Raw genomic sequence first — 19,303 nt, forward strand, 5'->3', positions numbered from 1 at the left:
ACTCTGGAGATCCGTACGGCCGTCGAGGTCGAGGTCCAGGACTGACCGGTTGCCTTCGCGCGGCTCAGTAGGGTCGGGAACTGGCGCGGTGGCTGGTGCTCCTTTTCCAGCCCCGGCCGGGGCAGACACCAGCGCCGCCGATGACCTCGAACGCGTCGGTGGGGAGCTGAGACCCGCGCTCACGCGGGCCCGAGGTCCGGCAGTTGTGGCAGTTGCCGGATCTCGCCCGTGCCCAGCTCGACTGTGAACCGGGCCCGCATCGGGCCGTCGCCCCGGCGGGAGAGGAGGGTGAGTTCGGTGACCCGTGTCGAGGTGGTGCCCAGGCGGGCGGCCAGTTCGGGTGCGAGCTGGCGTGGGTTCCGGGTCCGTCCCAAGGACAGGTGGGGTGTGAAGTCGTCCGCCTGACCCCGGCAGCGGGGGAAGCGCTCCGCCAGCGAGCCGTGGAGCGCCTGCCACGGGCCGGGGCCGCCGCTCGCCGGGTCGAGCCAGACCGTGGCGTCGTGGCGGTGGGGGAAGTGGCGCACCCCGTGCAGACGCGTGGTGAACGGGGCGTGCTCGGCCGCGGCGGCGCCCAGCAGCGGGAGCGCGGGCCCGAAGTCTGCCTCCGAGACGAAGCCGAACAGCACGTTGACGTGCGGCGGCCAGCGGCGGATCTGCGGATCGTGTTCCTCCCGGATCCGCTGGACGGCCTGCCACAGTTCCGCCGGCGGCAGCCAGGCAAGCGCTGTCCGGGGTGTCGGTCCGACGTTCAGGACGCCCGGAACGTCGATCGGGTGTCTGTCCATCCCTCCATGGTGAGGGACCGGGAAGGCCGGTTTTCCATGGAGACGGCCGCGTGGTCGTCGTGGGGTTCGTCCCAGGGCAGGACGGGTGTGGGCCGGCCGTCCGGGCTCCAGGCGACGCGTAGATCGTGGTTGTCGGCGTGGGCCCGCCGGCCGTGCAGGCTCGCGTCGTCGTCGGCGCAGATCAGCACGGCGCGTACCCGGACCGGGCGAGCGCGGCGGCGTCCTGCGATTCTCCGACGAGGGGATGACCGTCCGTCGGTCGATTGACCCGTCAGTGTGACCGGCCTCCCGGCGACGGCTGCCGGGCGCGCCGTGCCGTCACGCGGCCCGGCAGACTGGGCGATGGCGTCAACCCTCCGTCGGCGGTGAGGTCTCCTTGGCATACGGCATGTCCCGTCGTGAGCTCCGCCCGAAGGTACGGCTGTTGCCGGGAGAGGGTGGCCGGGACCACCTGACCAGCCTGGAGGGGCTCGCCGCGCTGTCACTCGACGCACTGAGCTCCGTCGCGTACGGGCCCGAGGCGATCGTCCTCGTGCTGATCGCGGCGGGCACGGGCGCCCTCACCGCCGCACTGCCGATCACCGTGGCCATCACCGTGCTGCTCGCCGTCCTGGTGGTCTCCTACCGACAGGTGATCGCCGTCCACCCGGACGGCGGCGGTGCCTACGCGGTCGCCAAGAAGGACCTCGGCGCACCGGTCAGCCTGCTGGCGGCGGCGAGCCTGGTGGTGGACTACGTGCTCACCGTCGCCGTCAGCCTCGCGGCCGGAGCCGCCAGTCTCGCCTCCGCCTTCCCCACGCTGAACGGGCACCTGGTGGAGGTCTGCCTCGGCCTGCTGGCCCTGCTCACCCTGGTGAACCTGCGCGGCATCGCGGAGAGCGCCCGGGTGATGATGCTCCCCACGGTGCTGTTCATCGGGACCATCCTCGGCATCATCGTGCTGGGACTGGCCAGGACCCACCCCGCCGCCGTGGTCGGTACCGCCCGGACCGTACCGGTGACCGCCACCCTCGGCCTGCTGCTCGTACTCAAGGCGTTTGCCGCCGGCTGCTCCGCCCTGACCGGGGTGGAGGCGATCGCCAACGGCGTGCCGGCCTTCCGCGAGCCGCGCGCGAAGCGCGCCCAGCGCACCGAACTGATGCTCGGCGCACTGCTCGGGGTGATGCTGCTGGGCCTGGCGGTGCTGATCCGCCGCGACCACGTCGCCCCGCGCGACGGGGTGACGGTGCTGGCCCAACTGGCTGCCGGAGCCTATGGCGACGGGTGGGCGTACTACGCGACCAATGTGCTCGTCGCCGTCATCCTGGCGCTGGCCGCCAACACCAGCTTCGGCGGGCTGCCGGTCCTGATGAGCCTGCTGGCCCGGGACCACCGGCTGCCCCACCTGTTCGGGCTGCGCAGGGAACGCCCCGTGTACCGCTACGGCGTGCTCGCGCTCGCCCTGCTCTCCGCGCTGCTCCTGCTCGCCGTCGACGCCGACACCCAGCGGCTGATCCCGCTCTTCGCCATCGGGGTCTTCACCGGCTTCACCATCAGCCAGACCGGTCTGGTCCGGCACTGGCGCCGACAGCGCCCACCGGGCTGGCGGCGCCGGGCGGTGATCAACGGCACCGGGGCCGTGATGACGGCGGTGGCGACGCTGGTGTTCCTGCTCTCGAAGTTCCTGGAGGGCGCCTGGCTCGTCGTGGTCGCGGTACCGCTGATGATGCTGCTCTTCGCGCGGATCCAGGGCTACTACACGGCCGTCGAGGTCGAGCTTGGACTCGGCCGGGTCCCCGCGCGGCCGACCCGCAACTCCAGTCTGGTGATCGTGCCGATCGGCGAGGTCAGCAAGCTGGCCGAGCACGCGCTCAGCGCCGCACTCGCGCTCGGCGACGAGGTGGTCGCCGTCACCGTCCAGTCCGACCCCGGGACGGCCGACGCCCTGGTCAGGCGGTGGGACGAGTGGAACCCCGGTGTGCGCCTGCAGGTGATCGACAGTCCGCAGCGCTCGCTGGTCGAGCCCATCGTCCGGTACGTCCGGAACGAGGCACTGGGCGGCCGCCAGATCGCGGTCCTCATCCCCGAGGTCGAGCCCCGGCACCGCCGCTACCAGATTCTGCAGAACCAGCGCGGCATCCTGCTCGCGGCCGTCCTGCGGGCCCGCACCGACGTCGTCGTCTGCGTCCTGCCGCACCGGCTCTCGCTGTGAGGCCCGGCCGACGGCGGCCGGGCACCGTGACGCGCCCTGGCCGACGGCGGCCGGGCACCGTCGCCTACAACTCGGCGGGCGCCGGTTCCACGTCGTCCCGGAGGGCGAGCAGTGCGCGGTACCTGCGGCGCACGTCCAGGCGGTCGGCCTCCTCGGGGACCGAGGCGTCGCACGACCGCTGGATCATGGCCGCCTGCTCCAGCAGGACCTGGCGCCTGGCCGGCGCCGAGGTCTGTTCCATGATCTTGTGAAGGCCGTCCAGCTGGCGGATCATCACCGCGGGCATGCCGGGCGCCGACTGGCGGATCTTCTCGAAGGCGCGCTGGACCAGCCGGTCGTAGTCGGCCTGGTAGGCGATGACACGGATGTGGCCGCTCACGTCCCGGTGCACGCGCTGCGGATGCCATCCGGTGGTGATCCGGCACAGGCACTCGCTCAGCCAGTCGATGCAGGTCAGCGCGGTGAACGTGTCGTTCACGGCGGACGAGAGGGCGCGGATCGCGATCTCCACCAACTGGTCGACGCCGAAGGACACGTCCTGGGTCAGCGTCCGGTACGGCCCGGTGACATGCCCGCGGGTCAGTTCCTGCGCCACCTCGGGCGCGGCCTCGGCGGGCCAGACGGTCGCGAGGGGCTGTCCCCGGACGAGGAAGTGGCCGGGCCGGTACGGAAGGTGGAGCACAGCACCCGACTCCGTGGCGATCAGGACCAGCCGTTCGTGTCGGATGTACTGCAGATAGCCGCTGGCCGGGGTCGGGATCGTGGCCCCGGAGGACTCGATCCGCCGGATCAGCTCGTCCTCGGTGGGACCGGCGCGCAGGGTCCCGGGTACGTCGGTGTCCGTGCCGCCCTGGGTCTCGATGGCGCGGCCGAGGTCGTCGGCGATGCTCGCGATGACCTGGGGCAGCTGGATCATCGTCGCGATGTGGTGGATGAAGTAGATCAGCACGGCCAGATCGACGACGGTCAGTGCGAGGGACACGGTGATCGACAGGTGCGGGACGAAGTCCCCGTGCGGTCCGGGGCCGATCGCGACCAGGACCAGCACGGTGTAGAAGAAGGTGGCCACGAAGGTGCCCAGGGTCAGTTGCGTACCGCGGTCCCGGATGAAGTTGCGCAGCATCCGGGGCCCGAACTGGGTCGATGCCAGGGTCAGGGCGACGATCGTGATCGAGAAGACCAGGCCGACCACGGTGATGATCGCCGCGGCGACCGTGGTCAGGATCTGCCGGGCACCGTCGGCGGCTCCGCTCAGCACCCACGTCGGCAGGGAGAAGCGGCCGTTGTAGGCGGACCGGTCCAACAGCACGGTGCAGGCGAACAGGGCGGCCGCGACCGCCGCCTCGACCGCCGGGACCAGCCACAGGTTGGTGCGCAGGGTCTCGCGCCGCCAGTCGGCCTCCAGAAACGCCCCGCCGCGCATCATCCGACCCGCCCGACTTCTCGCCGCACCCGCCGTCCTGCCCGGCCCAGGGCGCCGAGGGACTCCCGAGCTGACTGGTGCGCCACCGCTGCCACGGTTACGGAAGCCGGACGCTGCCAGCGGCCGTCGGCCGTCGGCCGGCTTCGTGGCGGTCTCTCGCACGGGGCCGTCCCGCTGCAGGAGGCGGTCGGCGGGAACCCGGACGGGGGAGGAGTCCTCGCGGCTGAGGAGGACGGCGTGCCCGGCGCGGCCGGTGAGGTCGCCGAGTTCGACGTTCTCGACGGCGGCCAGTTCGGTGGCGGCCTTGGCGAGGACGGTCTGGACGGCGGCCAGTTCGGTGGCGGCCTTGGCGAGGACGGTCTGGGGTGGTTTCGGGTCGTCGATGCCGGACGAGTGGTGGTCGTGGTCGAGGAGGAGGCGGTCGCCGTGGCGGGTGACCAGGCGGCGGCGGTACCCAGGGCCAGGGCGACGATCGCCCTGGCCACCGGTGCACTTCGCATGGTGCGGCCCCTCAGCGGGGGTGGGTGGGGGAGCAATCAGTGGTGGTGCACAGACCGGAGTCCCGTCGTCCCGTTGGTGCGGTGGAGGCCGGCCTGGTTCTGCGGCCCGCCTCGGTCAGCCCGCGGCGTGGTTGGCCCAGAGCGACGGGTCGTCGACGTTCTCCTTGGTGACCAGGGGAGCGGGGAGCTGGTCCTCCAGGCCGTTGGGCAGCTGGATGATGGTCGACTGGTGGTCGGTGGGCCCGGGTTGGAAGTTCCTGCCCTCGGCCGCGGCCTTGGCGTAGTACAGGGCGTACTTGGCGTAGAGGTCGGCGGGCTGGGAGACGGTCGCGTCGATGTCGCCCTTGCGGATCGCGTCGAACTCCTGCGGGATGCCGTCGTTGGAGACGATGGCGATGTGGCCGGGCTGGCCGGCGGGCTTGAGCAGGCCCTTCTGGCGTAGGAGGTCGAGGGTGGGCTGGAGGAAGACGCCGCCGGCCTGCAGGTAGATGCCGTTCAGGTCCCGGTTGGCGGCGAGGGTGGACTGGAGCTTGGCGGAGGCGACGTCGCCCTTCCAGTCGGTGGGCAGCGCGATCACCTGGATACCGGGGAAGTTGCGTTTCATGCAGGCGGCGAATCCCTCGGAGCGTTCGTATCCGTTGATGGAGCTCAGTGCGCCCTGGAGTTCGGCGACCTTGCCCTTGCCACCGAGCTGCTTGCCGAGGAACTCGCAGGCCTTGGCGCCGTACGCCTTGTTGTCGGTGCGGACCACCATGTAGACGCTGCCGTGCTCCGGTTCGGTGTCCACGCTGATCGTGTGGATGTTGGCACGGAACAACTCGGAGAGTGTCGAATCGGTGGTCATGGTGTTCTGCGGCGCCATGACGATGGATTTGGGATGCCGGGTGGCCAGCGAGTGGACGTTGGCGGTGAACGTCGCGTCGTCGCCGTTCGAACGGGTCGGGGGCAGGACACTCAGCTGCTGGTCGTTGATCTCCTGCTGGATGTACTTCGCGTACGCCTTCCAGAAGTCGGAGTCGGCGCGGGGGATGTCGATGCCGATCTGGGGGCGGGAGTTGCCGGGGTCATCACTGCCACCGCAGGCGGTGAGGCAGCCGGCGAGCAACACGGCGATGCAGCCCGTGCAGGTGGTCCGGATGGTTCGGCTCTTCATGTGTCAGACCGTCCTGGGTCGTGGGGGTTTTGCGCGCTGAGGGGGAGGGGAACGGATTCGCGGGATGCGGCACGTCGCCTTCAGGCGATGGCGTCGAGGTCCGGGGGGTCGGTGCCGGCGGCCAGCCAGTCCTCGACGGCGGCGACGTGCACGGTGCTGGCACTGGCGGCCAGGACGGCATCGTGGTCGACCAGGGCCCGCCAGATGGCCTCGTGTTCGCGGTGGGCCTGCTCGCGGGCAGGGGTGTTGTGCGTACCGCGCACGATGCGCAGCCGCTGGGTGTGGGTGGAGAGGATACCGAGCAGGGTGGACAGCACGGGGTTGCCGACGGCATCGGCAATGGTGCGGTGGAACTCGATGTCGAGCTCGATGAACTCCTCGATGCCGGCGGCCGCAGCGCTCTGGTCGAGGACGGCCCGCAGCGTTCGCAGGTGGTCGTCGGTGAGCAGGCCGGCGGCGAGGGCGGTGACCTGTGGCTCCAGCAGGCGCCGTACCTGGAGGAGTTGCCGGGCCGTGTGCCCGTGGGAGACGTCGGCGGCGAAGGCCATGGCTTCCAGCAGGAGGTGTGGCTCCAGACCGGAGACGTAGGTGCCGTCGCCCTGCCTGGGGACGAGGATCCGCATCGCGGTGAGCGCTCGGACAGCCTCGCGCAGCGAGTTGCGGGACAGCCCGAGCTGGTCGGCGAGAACGGCCTCGTTGGGGAGTCTCGCGCCGGGCAGCAGAGCGCCGGAGACGATCATTTCCTTGATCTTCTCGATGGCATGGTCGGTCACCGCCATGGTGTTCGCCTCCTGCGTGCGGGCATGGGAGTGATGGTCGGTCGAGGGGGCGGGGAAGGGGAGGCCGAAGCGGCGCGACCGGTTCCCGCGGAGCTGGTCGCGCCGCTTCGGCGGCTCTCAGGCCGGGGGACCCGTCACTCCTGTTTCTCGCCCGAGGCGAAGCGGGAGATGATCAGCGCGACGATGATGATCGCGCCGTTGAGGAACTGGTTCCACAGCGGCGGCACGCCCGCGAGGGTCATGACGTTGACCACGAGCTGGAGGGTCAGCACACCGGTCAGGGCGCCGAAGAGGGTGCCGCGGCCGCCGTTGAGGCTGACGCCGCCGATGACGGTGGCGGCGAAGACCTGGAAGATCCACCCGTTGCCCTGGTCGGCGGAGATGGAGCCGTAGTGGCCGGTGTAGAGGACGCCGGCGAAGGCGGCCAGCAGGCTGCCGAGGATCAGCACGATCCAGGTGATCCGGTCGACCCGGATGCCGGCGGCGCGGGCGGCCTCGGAGTTGCCGCCGATCGCGTACAGGGCGCGGCCGTGGCGCAGCCAGGCGAGGGCGCAGCCGCCGGCCAGGAAGAGCAGGGCGCAGATCCAGATCGCCGCGGGGACGCCGAGCCAGCTGGTGCTGCCGAGGTAGGTGAAGGAGCCAGGCAGGGTGACGATCGACTGGCCCTGGGAGATCGCGACCTGGAGGCCGCGGAGCAGGGTGAGCGCGCCGAGGGTGACGATGAAGCCGTTGAGGCGCAGCTTGAGGATCAGGAACCCGTTGATCGCCCCGATGAGCGCGCCGACGGCCAGGCACAGCGGGATGGCCGTCCAGGAGGGAAGGAGCCCGAGGCCGTTGAAGCGCGCGCCGTGGTCGGGGAGGACGAGCCAGACGGCGATGACAGGGGCCACGCCGATCGTGGATTCCAGGGACAGGTCCATCCGGCCGACGATCAGGATCAGCGCCTCGGCCAGCACCAGCAGGCTCAGTTCGGTGGCCTGCTGGCCGACGCCCAGGAGGTTGTCGGAGGTGAGGAAGGCGGGTGAGACGGCGAAGCCGATGACGCCGAGGACGAGCAGGACCGGTACGAGCGACAGGTCACGGTAGCGGGCGAGGTCGAAGCGCCGGCCGGCCGGTGCGGTGCCGGCGGTGGCCGCGCGCGGGCGGACCTCAGTGGTGGGAGACATCGCGTTCCTTCGTGTCGGTCGGGCCGGACATGCCCTCCATGGCTGCGACCAGCTGTTCGTCGCTCCAGCCGTGCTCGAACTCGGCGACGACGCGGCCGTGGAACATGGCCACGACGCGGTCGCAGACCCGCAGGTCGTCGAGTTCGTCGGACACGATGAGAGCGCTCTTCCCGGCGTCGGCGACCTCGCGGACGGTGCCGAGCAGGGACTCCTTGGATTTGACGTCGACGCCGTTGGTGGGCCGGATGGCCACCAGGACGTGCGGCTCGGTGGCCAGCGCCCGGGCGATGACCACCTTCTGCTGGTTGCCGCCGGACAGTGCGGACACCGGGGCCGAGGGGCCGGGTGTCTTGATGTCGAGGTCGCCGATCATCCGCTCGGCGAAGGCCCGGGTACGGGAGGGCAGCACCGTGCCGAAGGGCCCGAGCTGGCCGGTGACGGTCAGGGTGGCGTTCTCGGCGACACTGCGCTGCGGGATGAGGCCCTGGATGTGCCGGTCCTCGGGCACGAACCCGATGCCGGCCGCGAGAGCGGCGGGAACGCGACCGGTGCGCACCGGGCGGCCCGCGACGGTGATCGTGCCGGCCTGGGGGCGGTGCAGACCGGCGATGGTCTCGCCGAGCCGGACGTTGCCGCTGGCGGCCGCGCCGGCCAGGCCCACGACCTCGCCGGCGTGCGCGGTCAGGGAGAAGTCCTGGTAGGCGCCGGCCAGGCTCAGGCCCGAGACGTCCAGCAGCGGGGCACCGTCGGGGCGCGTCCGGCCGGTCACCGACCAGGCGGGCTCGCTGCCCCGGGAGCTCTCGCCGGTCATCGCTTCCACCAGGGCCTGCTGGTCGAGTTCGGCGACCGGTGCGGTGATGATGTGCCGGGCGTCGCGGTAGACCGTGACGGTGGTGCAGAGGTCGTAGACCTCCTGCAGGTGATGGGAGATGAACAGGAAGGCGACGCCCTGTTCCTGCAGTGAGCGCAGCTTGTCGAAGAGCCGATCGATGCCGCGCGCGTCGAGCTTGGCGGTGGGCTCGTCCAGGATGATGAAGCGGGCCCCGAAGGACAGCGCCCGGGCGATCTCGACGAACTGGCGCTGCTCGACACTCAGGTCCTCGGCGCGCGCGGTCGGGGCGACGTCCACGCCGTACTCGGCGAGCAGCTCGGTGGCGCGGCCGCGCAGCTGCTTCCAGCTGATCGGGCGCAGGACGCCCTTGCTCTGCCTGTCCAGGAAGAGGTTCTCGGCGACGGTCAGCGCGGGGATGATGGTGGAGCGCTGGTAGACGCAGGCGACCCTGGACCGCCAGGCGTCGGTGTCACCGGGGGCCGGGGCCTGCTCGCCGTTGAAGCGCAGGGTGCCGGTGTCGGGGTTCTGCAGGCCGGTGAGGATCGACACGAGCGTGGACTTGCCCGCGCCGTTGCGGCCGACCAGGGCGTGCGACTCGCCGGGCGCGACCGAGATGCGGGCGTCGCTGAGCGCGACCGTGGCGCCGAAGCGCTTGCTGATCCCGTCGGCCTCGACGACGGGGCCCCGGACGGGGCTGGGGTCCGCCATGGCGGGGATGTCCTTTCCGCAGGATCCGTGCGTGGCGGCCCGGGAAGGGGGGTCCTGGCCGCCACGCACGAGGGGTCGGTGGGCTACTTGCCTACGCCGTTGCCCCAGAGGGACTTGTCGTCGACGTTCTCCTTGGTGACCAGCGGCGCGGGAAGCTGGTCCTCCAGTCCGTTGGGCAGCTGGATGATGGTCGACTGGTGGTCGGTGGCACCGGGTTGGAAGGTCTTGCCCTCGGCCGCGGCCTGCGCGTAGAACAGCGCGTACTTGGCGTAGAGGTCGGCGGGCTGGGAGACGGTCGCGTCGATGTCGCCCTTGCGGATCGCGTCGAACTCCTGCGGGATGCCGTCGTTGGAGACGATGGCGATGTGGCCGGGCTGGCCGGCGGGCTTGAGCAGGCCCTTCTGCTGGAGCAGGGCGATGGTGGGCTGCAGGAAGACACCGCCGGCCTGCAGGTAGACGCCGCCCAGGTCCGGGTTGGCGGCCAGGGTGGACTGGAGCTTGGCGGAGGCGACGTCGCCCTTCCAGTCGGTGGCCAGCTCGGTCACCTGGATGTCGGGGAACTTCTCCTTCATGCAGGCGGCGAAGGCCTCGGATCGGTCGCGGCCGTTGACGGAGCTCAGCGCGCCCTGGAGTTCGGCGACCTTGCCCTTGCCGCCGAGCTGCTGGCCGAGGAACTCACAGGCCTTGGTGCCGTACGCCTTGTTGTCGGCGCGCACCACCATGTAGACGTTCCCCTTGTCGGGGCGGGTGTCGATGCTGACCACGGGGATCTTCTTGGCGGTCAGCTGGTCGAGGGTGGAGGCGATCGCGCCGGTGTCCTGCGGGGCCATGACGACGGCCTTGGCGCCGGTGTTCTGGAAGACCTGGACGTTGGCGACCAGCTTGGTGACGTCGTTCTGCGAGTTGCTCACCGGCAGGGTGTTGAGGCCCTGGGCGGAGGCGTCCTGCTTGATGTACTGCGCGTAGGAGTTCCAGAAGTCGGAGTCCGCACGCGGCAGGTCGATGCCGAGCGCCGGCTTGCCGCCGGCGGCGGAGTCCGTCGTGCTGCCGCGGTTGCAGGCCGTGGCGGCCCCCGCCAGGACGACTACGGCGGCGGCCGTGGCCGCGATTCTGGAGGAGCGAGGCTTCATGGTGCTGATCTCCTTGGCTGGGATGTCCGGGCTCCCCTGCGAGGGTGGGGAGCCGGTGTGGCGGGAGGCGGAGCGGCCTGTCCCCGGGAGGTGAAGCGGGGGTGGTTGAGCCGGATCTCCCTTCCCGGCCGTCATCCAGGAGGGAGGCCATGGATGCGGCGGGTCGTGGCAGGCGCGCCGGATCGTGCTCCCCGTAATCATCGGAGGGCTTGCGATCACGAGGACCATACGAGCTTGGCGCATGACTGACAATAGGGAAACCTCGGGCGAATCTCAACCGTAACGTCCGGGCCTCCATTCCGCATCGCAGTGAGCTGTTATCTACTGTCTGAGCTTGATATTTGATGAACAGTTAGGAGATGTTCGGCTCCTGGCACCCGACGGACGCCGACAGACATCGGAGGACTTCTTGCGGTGGGTGGCCGACACTCGTATGGTCAGGTCGTCGAGGATTCATCCGATGTGTCGGCCCGGTGAAGAGCCCCGGCCCGCAGACCTATGACAGGAGTCAGGCCATGAAGCTCGTGCGGATCGGACCGGCGGGAGAAGAGGCTCCGGCAGCCCTCGGCGACGACGGCCGGGTCTTTGCACTCTCGGGCCTGACCGATGACATCGACGGGGCGTTCCTCGCCTCGGACGGGATCGACCGCGTTCGCGCCGCCCTGGCCGCCGGAGAGCTCCCTCCGATCGACCCGGTCGGCCAGCGGATCGGTGCACCCATCACCCGCCCGGGCAAGGTCGTCTGCATCGGCCTCAACTACCGCGACCACGCCGAGGAGACCGGCGCGGCCGTCCCCGCCCGGCCGGTGGTCTTCATGAAGGACCCGTCCGCCGTGGTCGGCCCCTATGACCAGGTGCTGATCCCGCGCGGCTCGGCCAAGACCGACTGGGAGGTCGAACTCGCGGTCGTGATCGGCCGCGAGGCCCGCTACCTGGACTCGCCCCAACAGGCCCTCGCCCATGTCGCGGGTTACGCGATCAGCAACGACGTGTCCGAGCGGGAGTTCCAGCTCGAGTACTCCGGGCAGTGGGACCTCGGCAAGTCCTGTGAGACCTTCAACCCGCTCGGCCCCTGGCTGGTCACCCCGGACGAGGCCGGCGACGTGCAGGCCCTCGGCCTTCGTCTGGCCGTCAACGGCGAGCAGCGGCAGAGCGGCAGCACCAAGAACATGATCTTCGACGTCCCGTACCTGATCTGGTACCTCAGCCAGTACATGGTGCTGCGGCCCGGAGACGTCATCAACACCGGCACCCCGGCCGGCGTGGCCCTGGGTCTGCCCGGCACCCCCTACCTGCGCGCGGGCGACACCGTCGAACTGACCATCGACGGCCTCGGTATCCAGCGCCAGACCTTCTCCAACGCCTGAAAGGCACCACGTTGTCCGCAACCACAGCGCGGATCACGGCCGTCGACACCTACGACATCCGCTTCCCCACCTCGCGGGAGCTGGACGGGTCCGACGCCATGAATCCCGACCCCGACTACTCCGCCGCCTACGTCGTCCTGCGCGCCTCTGCGGGCGGCCACGAGGGCCACGGGTTCACCTTCACCATCGGCCGTGGCAACGACGTCCAGGTCGCCGCCATCGACGCGCTGAGCGAGCACATCGTCGGACGGTCCGTCGCCGAGCTGTGCGCCGACCCCGGCTCCCTGTACCACGACCTGATCGGTGACAGCCAGCTGCGCTGGCTCGGCCCCGAGAAGGGCGTGATGCACATGGCGATCGGAGCCGTCGTCAACGCCGTCTGGGACCTCGCCGCCAAGCGTGCGGGCAAGCCGCTGTGGCAGCTGCTGGCCGACGCCGACCCCGAATGGCTGGTGTCCCAGGTTGACTTCCGCTACATCGCCGACGCGCTGACGCCTGATGAGGCCCTCGACCTGCTGCGCAAGGGCAGACAGGGCGCACCCGGGCGGGCCGCCGAACTCCTGCGCCGCGGCTACCCCGCCTACACCACCTCGCCCGGCTGGCTCGGCTACAGCGACGAGAAGCTCACCCGCCTCGCCAAGGAGGCGGTGGCCGACGGCTTCACCCAGATCAAGCTGAAGGTCGGCGCCGACCTGGCGGACGACGTCCGCCGCTGCCGCGCCGCCCGCGAGGCCGTCGGTCCGGACATCCGGATGGCGATCGACGCCAACCAGCGCTGGAACGTCGCCGAGGCGATCGAGTGGACGAACGCGCTCGCCGAGTTCGACCCCTACTGGATCGAGGAGCCGACCAGCCCGGACGACGTGCTCGGCCACGCCGCCGTCCGGCGCGGTGTCCACCCGATCAAGGTCGCCACCGGCGAGCACGTGCAGAACCGCATCGTCTTCAAACAGCTGCTCCAGGCCGGCGCCATCGACGTCCTCCAGCTGGACTCGGCCCGGGTGGCCGGCGTGAACGAGAACCTCGCCATCCTGCTGCTCGCCGCCAGGTTCGGCGTCCCCGTGTGCCCGCACGCCGGCGGCGTGGGCCTGTGCGAACTCGTCCAGCACCTGTCGATGTTCGACTACGTCGCGCTCTCCGGCACCACCGAGGACCGCGTCATCGAGTACGTCGACCACCTCCACCAGCACTTCCTCGACCCCGTCGTCATCGACGCCGGCCACTACCGCACGCCCACCACCCCGGGCTTCTCCGCCACCATGCACCAGGCCACCATCGACACCTACACCTACCCCGACGGCGCGTTCTGGGCAGCCGACCTGGCCGGCGGCGACAAGGAGGAGCGCTCATGACCACCCGCGACCTCGACGGGCTCACCGCCCTGGTCACCGGCGGTGCCTCCGGCATCGGACTGGCCACCGCCCGACTCCTCGGCGAACGCGGAGCGGACGTCGCCGTCCTCGACCTCGACCCGAGCGGCGCCGGCGCCCCGCTGCGCGGCTTCACCGCCGACGTCGCCGACGACCGCTCCGTGCGCGCCGCCGTCCAGGCCGCGGCCGAAGCGCTCGGCGGGATCGACATCCTGGTCAACAACGCCGGCATCGGCGCCGCCGGAACCGTCGAGGACAACCCGGACGAGCAGTGGCACCACGTCCTGGACGTCAACGTGCTCGGCATCGTCCGCACCACCCGCGCCGCCCTGCCGTACCTGCGCCACTCGAACGCGGCGTCGGTGGTCAACACCTGCTCCATCGCCGCCACCGCCGGACTGCCCCAGCGCGCGCTCTACTCGGCGAGCAAGGGCGCCGTCCTCTCGCTCACCCTGGCCATGGCCGCCGACCACGTCCGCGAAGGGATCCGCGTCAACTGCGTCAACCCCGGCACCGTCGACACCCCGTGGGTCGGCCGGCTGCTCGACGCGGCCGACGACCCGGCCGCCGAGCGCTCCGCACTGAACGCCCGCCAGCCCACCGGCCGGCTGGTCACCGCCGAGGAGGTCGCCGCCGCCATCGCCTACCTCGCCTCCCCGGCCGCCGCCAGCGTCACCGGCACCGCCCTCGCCGTCGACGGCGGCATGGCCGGCCTGCGCCTGCGACCGGAGCCACGCCCGTGAAACCGCGCCACAACCCCCTCGGCCGCAGCAGGGTCCAGGTGACCGAACTCGCCTTCGGCGCCGCCGGCATCGGCAACCTGTTCACCCCGGTCACCGACGAACAGGCCGAACAGGCCGTCGCCGCCGCCTGGGAGTCCGGCGTACGGTACTTCGACACCGCCCCGCACTACGGCCTGGGCCTGTCCGAGCGGCGACTCGGCGCCGCCCTGCGCGCGTTCCCCCGGGACCAGTACACGATCTCCACAAAGGTCGGACGCCTGCTGGAGCCGGCCCCCTCCAGCGACGGCGACGACCTGGCCAACGGCTTCGCCGTGCCCGCCACCCACCACCGCGTCTGGGACTTCAGCGCCCAGGGGGTGCGCCGCTCCATCGAGGACAGCCTGAACCGGCTCGGCCTCGACCGGATCGACATCGCCTACCTGCACGACCCCGACGACCACGCCGAACAGGCGCTCACCGAGGCCTACCCGGAACTCGAACGCCTGCGCGCCGAAGGCGTCCTGGGAGCGATCGGCGTCGGCATGAACCAGGCCGGGCTGCCCGCCCGGTTCATCCGCGAGACCGACCTCGACGCCGTCCTGCTGGCCGGCCGCTACAGCCTCCTCGACCAGCGGGGCCTTGCGGAACTGCTGCCCCTGGCCCACCGGCGCGGTGTCGGCGTCGTGATCGGCGGCGTCTTCAACTCCGGCCTGCTCGCCGACCCGCGGCCCGGCGCCACCTTCGACTACACCGCGGCCCCCGCAGACCTGCTCACCAGGGCCACCGACCTCAAGGCCGTCTGCGAGCGGCACGGCGTCCCGCTGCGCGCCGCCGCCCTGAGGTTCCCGTTCGGGCACCCGGCGGTGGCGAGCGTGCTGGTCGGCACCCGCAACGCCGGCGAGGTCCGGGACGCCGCCACCATGCTCGACCACCCCGTTCCGGCGGCGCTCTGGGCCGAGCTCAAGCACCGCGGACTGCTGCCCGCGGACGTCCCGACCCCCGGGGAGGTGAGCTGATGCGCATCGCCCTGTTCATCACCTGCTTCAACGACACCCTCTTCCCTGACACCGGCCGCGCGGTGGTGACCGTGCTGGAGCGGCTCGGCCACCGGGTCGAGTTCCCCCAGGAACAGACCTGCTGCGGTCAGATGCACTTCAACACCGGCTACCGCCCCGACGCCGTCCCGCTGGTGACTCGCTTCGCCCGGGCCTTCGCCGACTACGACGCCGTGGTCACGCCGTCCGCCTCCTGCGCCGGGATGGTCCGTGACAACCACCCCCTGCTCGCCGCACGGCACGGCACCGCCGCGCTCCTCCGACAGGTCACCGAACTGGTGCCCCGGGTGTACGAGTTCACCGAGTTCCTGACCGACGTTCTCGGCGTCACGGACGTCGGTGCCCGCTTCCCGCACCGCGTCGTCTACCACCCCACCTGCCACTCCCTGCGCGGCCTGCGTCTCGGCGATCGCCCGGACCGGCTGCTGCGCGCCGTCGAGGACATCGACCTGGTCGACCTGCCCGCGGCCGACTCCTGCTGCGGCTTCGGCGGCACCTTCGCCGTGAAGAACGCCGACACCTCCGCCGCGATGCTCGCCGACAAGAACGCCGCCGTGCTGGACAGCGGAGCCGAGGTCCTGTGCGCCGCCGACAACTCCTGCCTGATGCACATCGGCGGCGGACTGTCCCGCCAGGGCGCGACCGTGCGCACCATGCACCTGGCCGAGATCCTCGCCGCCACCGAAGGAACCGCACGATGAGCAAGCCCGGCAGCCGTGGCGTCGTCTGGCTCGGCTCCCCGTCCTTTCCCGACGCCGCCCGCGAGGCGCTCGGCAACACCCGGCTGCGCGCCAATCTGAAACGCGCCACCACCACCATCCGCGACAAGCGGCTCGCCGTCGCCTCCGAGTTGGACGACTGGGAGCAACTGCGCGACGCCGCCACCGCGATCAAGAACCGCACCGCACGCCACCTCGACCGCTACCTCGTCCAGCTGGAGGCCGCCGTCACCGCCGCGGGCGGCACCGTGCACTGGGCCTCGGACGCCGCCGAGGCCAACCGCATCGTCACCGAACTCGTGCAGGCCACCGGCGAACGCGAGGTCGTGAAGATCAAGTCCATGGCGACCCAGGAGATCGGCCTCAACGAGGCCCTCGCCGAAGCCGGCATCACCGCCTACGAGACGGACCTCGCCGAACTCATCGTCCAGCTCGGCGACGACCGCCCCTCCCACATCCTCGTCCCCGCGATCCACCGCAACCGGACCGAGATCCGCGACCTCTTCACCGCCGAAATGGCCCACTGGGGGCAGCCCGCACCGGAGAACCTCGGCGACGACCCGCGTGAACTCGCCGAAGCAGCCCGCCTGCACCTGAGGGAGAAGTTCCTCACCGCCAAGGTGGCCGTCTCGGGCGCCAACTTCGCCGTCGCCGACACCGGCACGGTCGTCGTCGTGGAGTCCGAGGGCAACGGCCGGATGTGCCTCACGCTGCCCGAGACGCTGATCACCGTCATGGGCATCGAGAAGACCGTCCCCTCCTGGTCGGACCTGGAGGTCTTCCTCCAGCTGCTGCCCCGCTCCTCCACCGGTGAGCGGATGAACCCCTACACCTCCACCTGGACCGGCACCACCGACGGCGACGGCCCCAGGGAGTTCCACCTGGTGCTGCTCGACAACGGCCGCACCGACACCCTCGCCGACGAGGTCGGACGGCAGGTACTCGGCTGCATCCGCTGCTCGGCCTGCCTCAACGTCTGCCCCGTCTTCGAGCGCACCGGCGGCCACGCCTACGGCTCGGTCTACCCCGGACCGATCGGCGCCGTCCTCACCCCGCAACTGGTCGGCGTGGAGAACGCGGCGTCCCTGCCGTTCGCCTCCACTCTGTGCGGCGCCTGCTACGACGCCTGCCCGGTGAAGATCGACATCCCGGAGGTGCTGGCCCACCTGCGGGCCAAGGCCGTCGAGCGCAAGCCGAGGGGAGCTGAGGCGCTGGCCATGAAGGCCGCTGCCACCGTCCTCGATTCCCCGCGCCTGCTTTCCGCGGCCCAGAAGGCCGCCGCGCTCGGTGGCAGGGCCCTCGCCAGGGAGGGGCGGATCGGCCGGCTGCCGGGCCCGCTGCACGGATGGTCCGACACCCGCGACACCCCCGCACCTCCGGCAGAGTCCTTCCGCAGCTGGTGGCGCAAGAACAGGGAAGGTGAACGATGAGCAGCCGTGAGGCGGTTCTCGGCCGCATCCGGGCGGCGCTCGCCGACGTCCCCGCCGACGAACGGCCCGACGACGTCCCCGTACCCCGGACCTACCGCCGCAGCCACACCGAGCCGGGCGAGGACATCGTCGCCCTGTTCGCCGAGCGGGTCGCCGACTACCGGGCGAACGTCACCCGCACCGACCAGGCGGGCCTGCCGGCCGCCATCGCCGCCGCGCTCACCGCATCCGGGGCGAGCAACCTGGCACTGCCCAGTGGCTTTCCCGTCGAGCTGCTGCCGCCCGGCGACTGGCAGTGGCACCCGGAACCGCTGGACGTCCAGGCCCTGAACGCCTTGGACGGCGCCTGCACCCTCGCCGCCGCCGGCATCGCCGTCACCGGGACCATCGTCCTCGACGCCGGCCCGGGCCAGGGCCGCCGCGCCCTCACCCTCGTACCCGACTACCATCTGTGCGTCATCCGCGCCGGACAGATCGCCGCCGACGTCCCCGACGCCCTCGCCCGCCTCGACCCCGTGCTGCCGCTGACCTTCATCTCGGGACCCTCTGCCACCAGCGACATCGAACTCGACCGCGTCGAGGGCGTGCACGGCCCCCGCACCCTGCATGTCGTCATCGTCGACCACCCCACCCACCCGGAGCAGCCATGAGAGTCGCCCTGCACACCCGCCTCCGCCCGGACCGGATCGCCGAGTACGAGGCCGCCCACCGGGACGTGCCCGCCGAACTCGTCGCAGCCATCCGGGCTGCCGGCGCCACCTCGTGGACGATCTGGCGCAGCGGTTGCGAGCTGTTCCACCTGCTGGAGTGCGAGGACTACGCCCGGCTCCTCGCCGAACTGGAGCACCTCCCGGCCAACATCACCTGGCAGGAGAGGATGGGCGAACTGCTCGACATCAGCCACGACTACTCGAACGCCGGCGCCGGGGCCGGGCTCCCGACCGTGTGGGAACTGTGACCGGACGTCAGATCGTCGACGCGCACCACCACGTCTGGGACCTCGACACGCGGCCGCAGCCCTGGATCAGCGGCGAGGCCCTCGCTCCACTGGCCCGCTCCTTCACCGCCGTCGACCTCGCCCCCGAAGCGGCGGAGGCCGGAGTGGTCGCCACGGTCGTCGTGCAGACCGTCTGCGTCCCCGAGGAGACCCCCGAACTGCTGGCGCTGGCCGACGGCAGCGACCTGATCGCGGGCGTCGTCGGCTGGACCGACCTCACCGCCCCCGGCGTTGCCGACGCGATCGCCGCCCTGCGTGAACTCCCCGGCGGGGAACGGCTGGTGGGCATCAGGCACCAGGTCCAGGAGGAACCCGACCCCGAGTGGCTGCTGCGCCCCGACGTCCAGCGCGGCCTGCTCGCCGTCGCCGAGGCCGGTCTCGCCTACGACCTCGTCGTCAAGCCGCACCAGCTGCCCGCCGCCGCCCTCGCGGCCGCCCGGCTCACCGGCCTGACGTTCGTCCTCGACCACCTCGGCAAGCCCCCGATCGCCGACGGCACGCTCGACCCCTGGGCAGCGGACCTGCGCCGCCTGGCCGCGCTGCCCAACACCGTGGGAAAGCTTTCCGGCCTGGTGACCGAGGCCGCCCCCGGCCGGTGGCGGACGGCGGACCTCAGGCCCTCCGCCGACACCGCCCTGGAGGCCTTCGGCCCGGAACGGCTCCTCTTCGGTTCCGACTGGCCGGTGTGCACCCTGGAGGCCGGCTACGCCGAGGTCACCCGGATCACCCGGTACCTCGTGGACGGGCTCAGCGCGGGGGAGAAGGACGCGGTGTTCCGGCACAACGCGGTCCGTGTGTACGGGCTCGGCGCCCCGCGCCGGCCTGCGCAGGGACGTGCCGGCCCGCCGGGACCGCAACCGACCCGGACGACGTAGGGCCTGCCCGGGGCGGCCGTCGCATGGACGGCCTCCTGTGGATCGTGCCGGCTGGCCTTGACCTGTCGCGATCAAGGCCAGCTCCGGGTGGGTGCCGGGGA

At 71.4% G+C, this 19,303-nt stretch carries 17 protein-coding genes; 10 read left to right on the plus strand and 7 right to left on the minus strand.

The window, feature by feature from the left end; genetic code table 11:
* Positions 1 to 179 precede the first annotated feature (179 nt).
* Complete coding sequence (locus tag ACIOJE_RS38575; RefSeq protein ID WP_400782953.1) at positions 180 to 785, minus strand: 2'-5' RNA ligase family protein; 606 nt, start codon at positions 783 to 785, stop codon at positions 180 to 182.
* Positions 786 to 1,173: 388 nt separating this feature from the next.
* On the opposite strand from ACIOJE_RS38575, the gene ACIOJE_RS38580 reads away from it, so the two are divergent.
* Entirely contained in the window at positions 1,174 to 2,976 is a 1,803-nt protein-coding gene (locus ACIOJE_RS38580; protein ID WP_400782956.1) for an APC family permease, read from the plus strand.
* Positions 2,977 to 3,040: 64 nt separating this feature from the next.
* On the opposite strand, the gene ACIOJE_RS38585 is transcribed toward ACIOJE_RS38580, so the two are convergent.
* The 6 genes from ACIOJE_RS38585 to ACIOJE_RS38610 form a co-directional block, all read right to left on the minus strand.
* The gene (locus ACIOJE_RS38585) at positions 3,041 to 4,402 is read right to left on the minus strand and encodes a DUF2254 domain-containing protein (protein ID WP_400782959.1); all 1,362 of its coding nucleotides are present in this window, start codon (positions 4,400 to 4,402) and stop codon (positions 3,041 to 3,043) included.
* 612 nt (positions 4,403 to 5,014) lie between these two features.
* Positions 5,015 to 6,052, minus strand: a complete 1,038-nt coding sequence (locus ACIOJE_RS38590) for a sugar ABC transporter substrate-binding protein (protein WP_280679281.1) — start codon at positions 6,050 to 6,052, stop codon at positions 5,015 to 5,017.
* A gap of 80 nt (positions 6,053 to 6,132) precedes the next feature.
* Positions 6,133 to 6,831 (minus strand): FadR/GntR family transcriptional regulator, encoded by a 699-nt coding sequence (locus ACIOJE_RS38595; RefSeq protein ID WP_400782962.1) that lies wholly within the window; start codon positions 6,829 to 6,831, stop codon positions 6,133 to 6,135.
* Between the two features lie 134 nt (positions 6,832 to 6,965).
* Positions 6,966 to 7,997 carry an ABC transporter permease gene (locus tag ACIOJE_RS38600; protein WP_280679277.1) on the minus strand — a complete coding sequence of 344 codons (1,032 nt, stop codon included), beginning with the start codon at positions 7,995 to 7,997 and terminating at the stop codon, positions 6,966 to 6,968.
* Positions 7,981 to 9,537 (minus strand): sugar ABC transporter ATP-binding protein, encoded by a 1,557-nt coding sequence (locus ACIOJE_RS38605; RefSeq protein ID WP_400782967.1) that lies wholly within the window; start codon positions 9,535 to 9,537, stop codon positions 7,981 to 7,983. Before ACIOJE_RS38605 ends, ACIOJE_RS38600 begins: the two co-directional genes overlap by 17 nt.
* 83 nt (positions 9,538 to 9,620) lie before the next feature.
* Positions 9,621 to 10,667 carry a sugar ABC transporter substrate-binding protein gene (locus ACIOJE_RS38610; protein WP_280679253.1) on the minus strand — a complete coding sequence of 349 codons (1,047 nt, stop codon included), beginning with the start codon at positions 10,665 to 10,667 and terminating at the stop codon, positions 9,621 to 9,623.
* Positions 10,668 to 11,182: 515 nt separating this feature from the next.
* Here ACIOJE_RS38610 and ACIOJE_RS38615 point away from each other — a divergent pair.
* From ACIOJE_RS38615 to ACIOJE_RS38655, 9 genes are read left to right on the plus strand one after another with little or no spacing between them, the layout of a single operon-like run.
* On the plus strand, positions 11,183 to 12,034 hold the full coding sequence (locus tag ACIOJE_RS38615) for a fumarylacetoacetate hydrolase family protein (protein ID WP_400782971.1): 852 nt from the start codon (positions 11,183 to 11,185) through the stop codon (positions 12,032 to 12,034).
* A gap of 11 nt (positions 12,035 to 12,045) precedes the next feature.
* On the plus strand, positions 12,046 to 13,386 hold the full coding sequence (locus ACIOJE_RS38620) for an L-fuconate dehydratase (RefSeq protein WP_400782974.1): 1,341 nt from the start codon (positions 12,046 to 12,048) through the stop codon (positions 13,384 to 13,386).
* Complete coding sequence (locus ACIOJE_RS38625) at positions 13,383 to 14,147, plus strand: SDR family NAD(P)-dependent oxidoreductase (protein ID WP_400782977.1); 765 nt, start codon at positions 13,383 to 13,385, stop codon at positions 14,145 to 14,147. The genes ACIOJE_RS38620 and ACIOJE_RS38625 overlap by 4 nt, the downstream gene beginning before the upstream one ends.
* Positions 14,144 to 15,142, plus strand: coding sequence for an aldo/keto reductase (locus tag ACIOJE_RS38630; protein ID WP_400782979.1), 999 nt, complete (start codon positions 14,144 to 14,146; stop codon positions 15,140 to 15,142). Before ACIOJE_RS38625 ends, ACIOJE_RS38630 begins: the two co-directional genes overlap by 4 nt.
* Entirely contained in the window at positions 15,142 to 15,882 is a 741-nt protein-coding gene (locus ACIOJE_RS38635) for a (Fe-S)-binding protein (RefSeq protein ID WP_400782982.1), read from the plus strand. The genes ACIOJE_RS38630 and ACIOJE_RS38635 overlap by 1 nt, the downstream gene beginning before the upstream one ends.
* Positions 15,879 to 17,330 (plus strand): LutB/LldF family L-lactate oxidation iron-sulfur protein, encoded by a 1,452-nt coding sequence (locus tag ACIOJE_RS38640; RefSeq protein ID WP_280679243.1) that lies wholly within the window; start codon positions 15,879 to 15,881, stop codon positions 17,328 to 17,330. The genes ACIOJE_RS38635 and ACIOJE_RS38640 overlap by 4 nt, the downstream gene beginning before the upstream one ends.
* On the plus strand, positions 17,327 to 17,980 hold the full coding sequence (locus ACIOJE_RS38645) for a lactate utilization protein C (RefSeq protein WP_400782984.1): 654 nt from the start codon (positions 17,327 to 17,329) through the stop codon (positions 17,978 to 17,980). The genes ACIOJE_RS38640 and ACIOJE_RS38645 overlap by 4 nt, the downstream gene beginning before the upstream one ends.
* Positions 17,977 to 18,288, plus strand: a complete 312-nt coding sequence (locus tag ACIOJE_RS38650; RefSeq protein ID WP_400782986.1) for an L-rhamnose mutarotase — start codon at positions 17,977 to 17,979, stop codon at positions 18,286 to 18,288. Before ACIOJE_RS38645 ends, ACIOJE_RS38650 begins: the two co-directional genes overlap by 4 nt.
* Positions 18,285 to 19,202 (plus strand): amidohydrolase family protein, encoded by a 918-nt coding sequence (locus ACIOJE_RS38655; RefSeq protein ID WP_400782988.1) that lies wholly within the window; start codon positions 18,285 to 18,287, stop codon positions 19,200 to 19,202. The genes ACIOJE_RS38650 and ACIOJE_RS38655 overlap by 4 nt, the downstream gene beginning before the upstream one ends.
* Positions 19,203 to 19,303 lie beyond the last annotated feature (101 nt).

The sequence above is a fragment of the Kitasatospora sp. NPDC087861 genome, from assembly GCF_044742585.1.
Classification (GTDB): domain Bacteria; phylum Actinomycetota; class Actinomycetes; order Streptomycetales; family Streptomycetaceae; genus Kitasatospora.

Excerpts from the sequence above, each read along its gene's own strand:
- ACIOJE_RS38575 (WP_400782953.1), bottom strand. The coding sequence starts at position 785 with ATGGACAGACACCCGATCGACGTTCCGGGCGTCCTGAACGTCGGACCG.
- ACIOJE_RS38580 (WP_400782956.1), top strand. The coding sequence starts at position 1,174 with ATGTCCCGTCGTGAGCTCCGCCCGAAGGTACGGCTGTTGCCGGGAGAG.
- ACIOJE_RS38585 (WP_400782959.1), bottom strand. The coding sequence starts at position 4,402 with ATGATGCGCGGCGGGGCGTTTCTGGAGGCCGACTGGCGGCGCGAGACC.
- ACIOJE_RS38590 (WP_280679281.1), bottom strand. The coding sequence starts at position 6,052 with ATGAAGAGCCGAACCATCCGGACCACCTGCACGGGCTGCATCGCCGTG.
- ACIOJE_RS38595 (WP_400782962.1), bottom strand. The coding sequence starts at position 6,831 with ATGGCGGTGACCGACCATGCCATCGAGAAGATCAAGGAAATGATCGTC.
- ACIOJE_RS38600 (WP_280679277.1), bottom strand. The coding sequence starts at position 7,997 with ATGTCTCCCACCACTGAGGTCCGCCCGCGCGCGGCCACCGCCGGCACC.
- ACIOJE_RS38605 (WP_400782967.1), bottom strand. The coding sequence starts at position 9,537 with ATGGCGGACCCCAGCCCCGTCCGGGGCCCCGTCGTCGAGGCCGACGGG.
- ACIOJE_RS38610 (WP_280679253.1), bottom strand. The coding sequence starts at position 10,667 with ATGAAGCCTCGCTCCTCCAGAATCGCGGCCACGGCCGCCGCCGTAGTC.
- ACIOJE_RS38615 (WP_400782971.1), top strand. The coding sequence starts at position 11,183 with ATGAAGCTCGTGCGGATCGGACCGGCGGGAGAAGAGGCTCCGGCAGCC.
- ACIOJE_RS38625 (WP_400782977.1), top strand. The coding sequence starts at position 13,383 with ATGACCACCCGCGACCTCGACGGGCTCACCGCCCTGGTCACCGGCGGT.
- ACIOJE_RS38635 (WP_400782982.1), top strand. The coding sequence starts at position 15,142 with ATGCGCATCGCCCTGTTCATCACCTGCTTCAACGACACCCTCTTCCCT.
- ACIOJE_RS38640 (WP_280679243.1), top strand. The coding sequence starts at position 15,879 with ATGAGCAAGCCCGGCAGCCGTGGCGTCGTCTGGCTCGGCTCCCCGTCC.
- ACIOJE_RS38645 (WP_400782984.1), top strand. The coding sequence starts at position 17,327 with ATGAGCAGCCGTGAGGCGGTTCTCGGCCGCATCCGGGCGGCGCTCGCC.
- ACIOJE_RS38650 (WP_400782986.1), top strand. The coding sequence starts at position 17,977 with ATGAGAGTCGCCCTGCACACCCGCCTCCGCCCGGACCGGATCGCCGAG.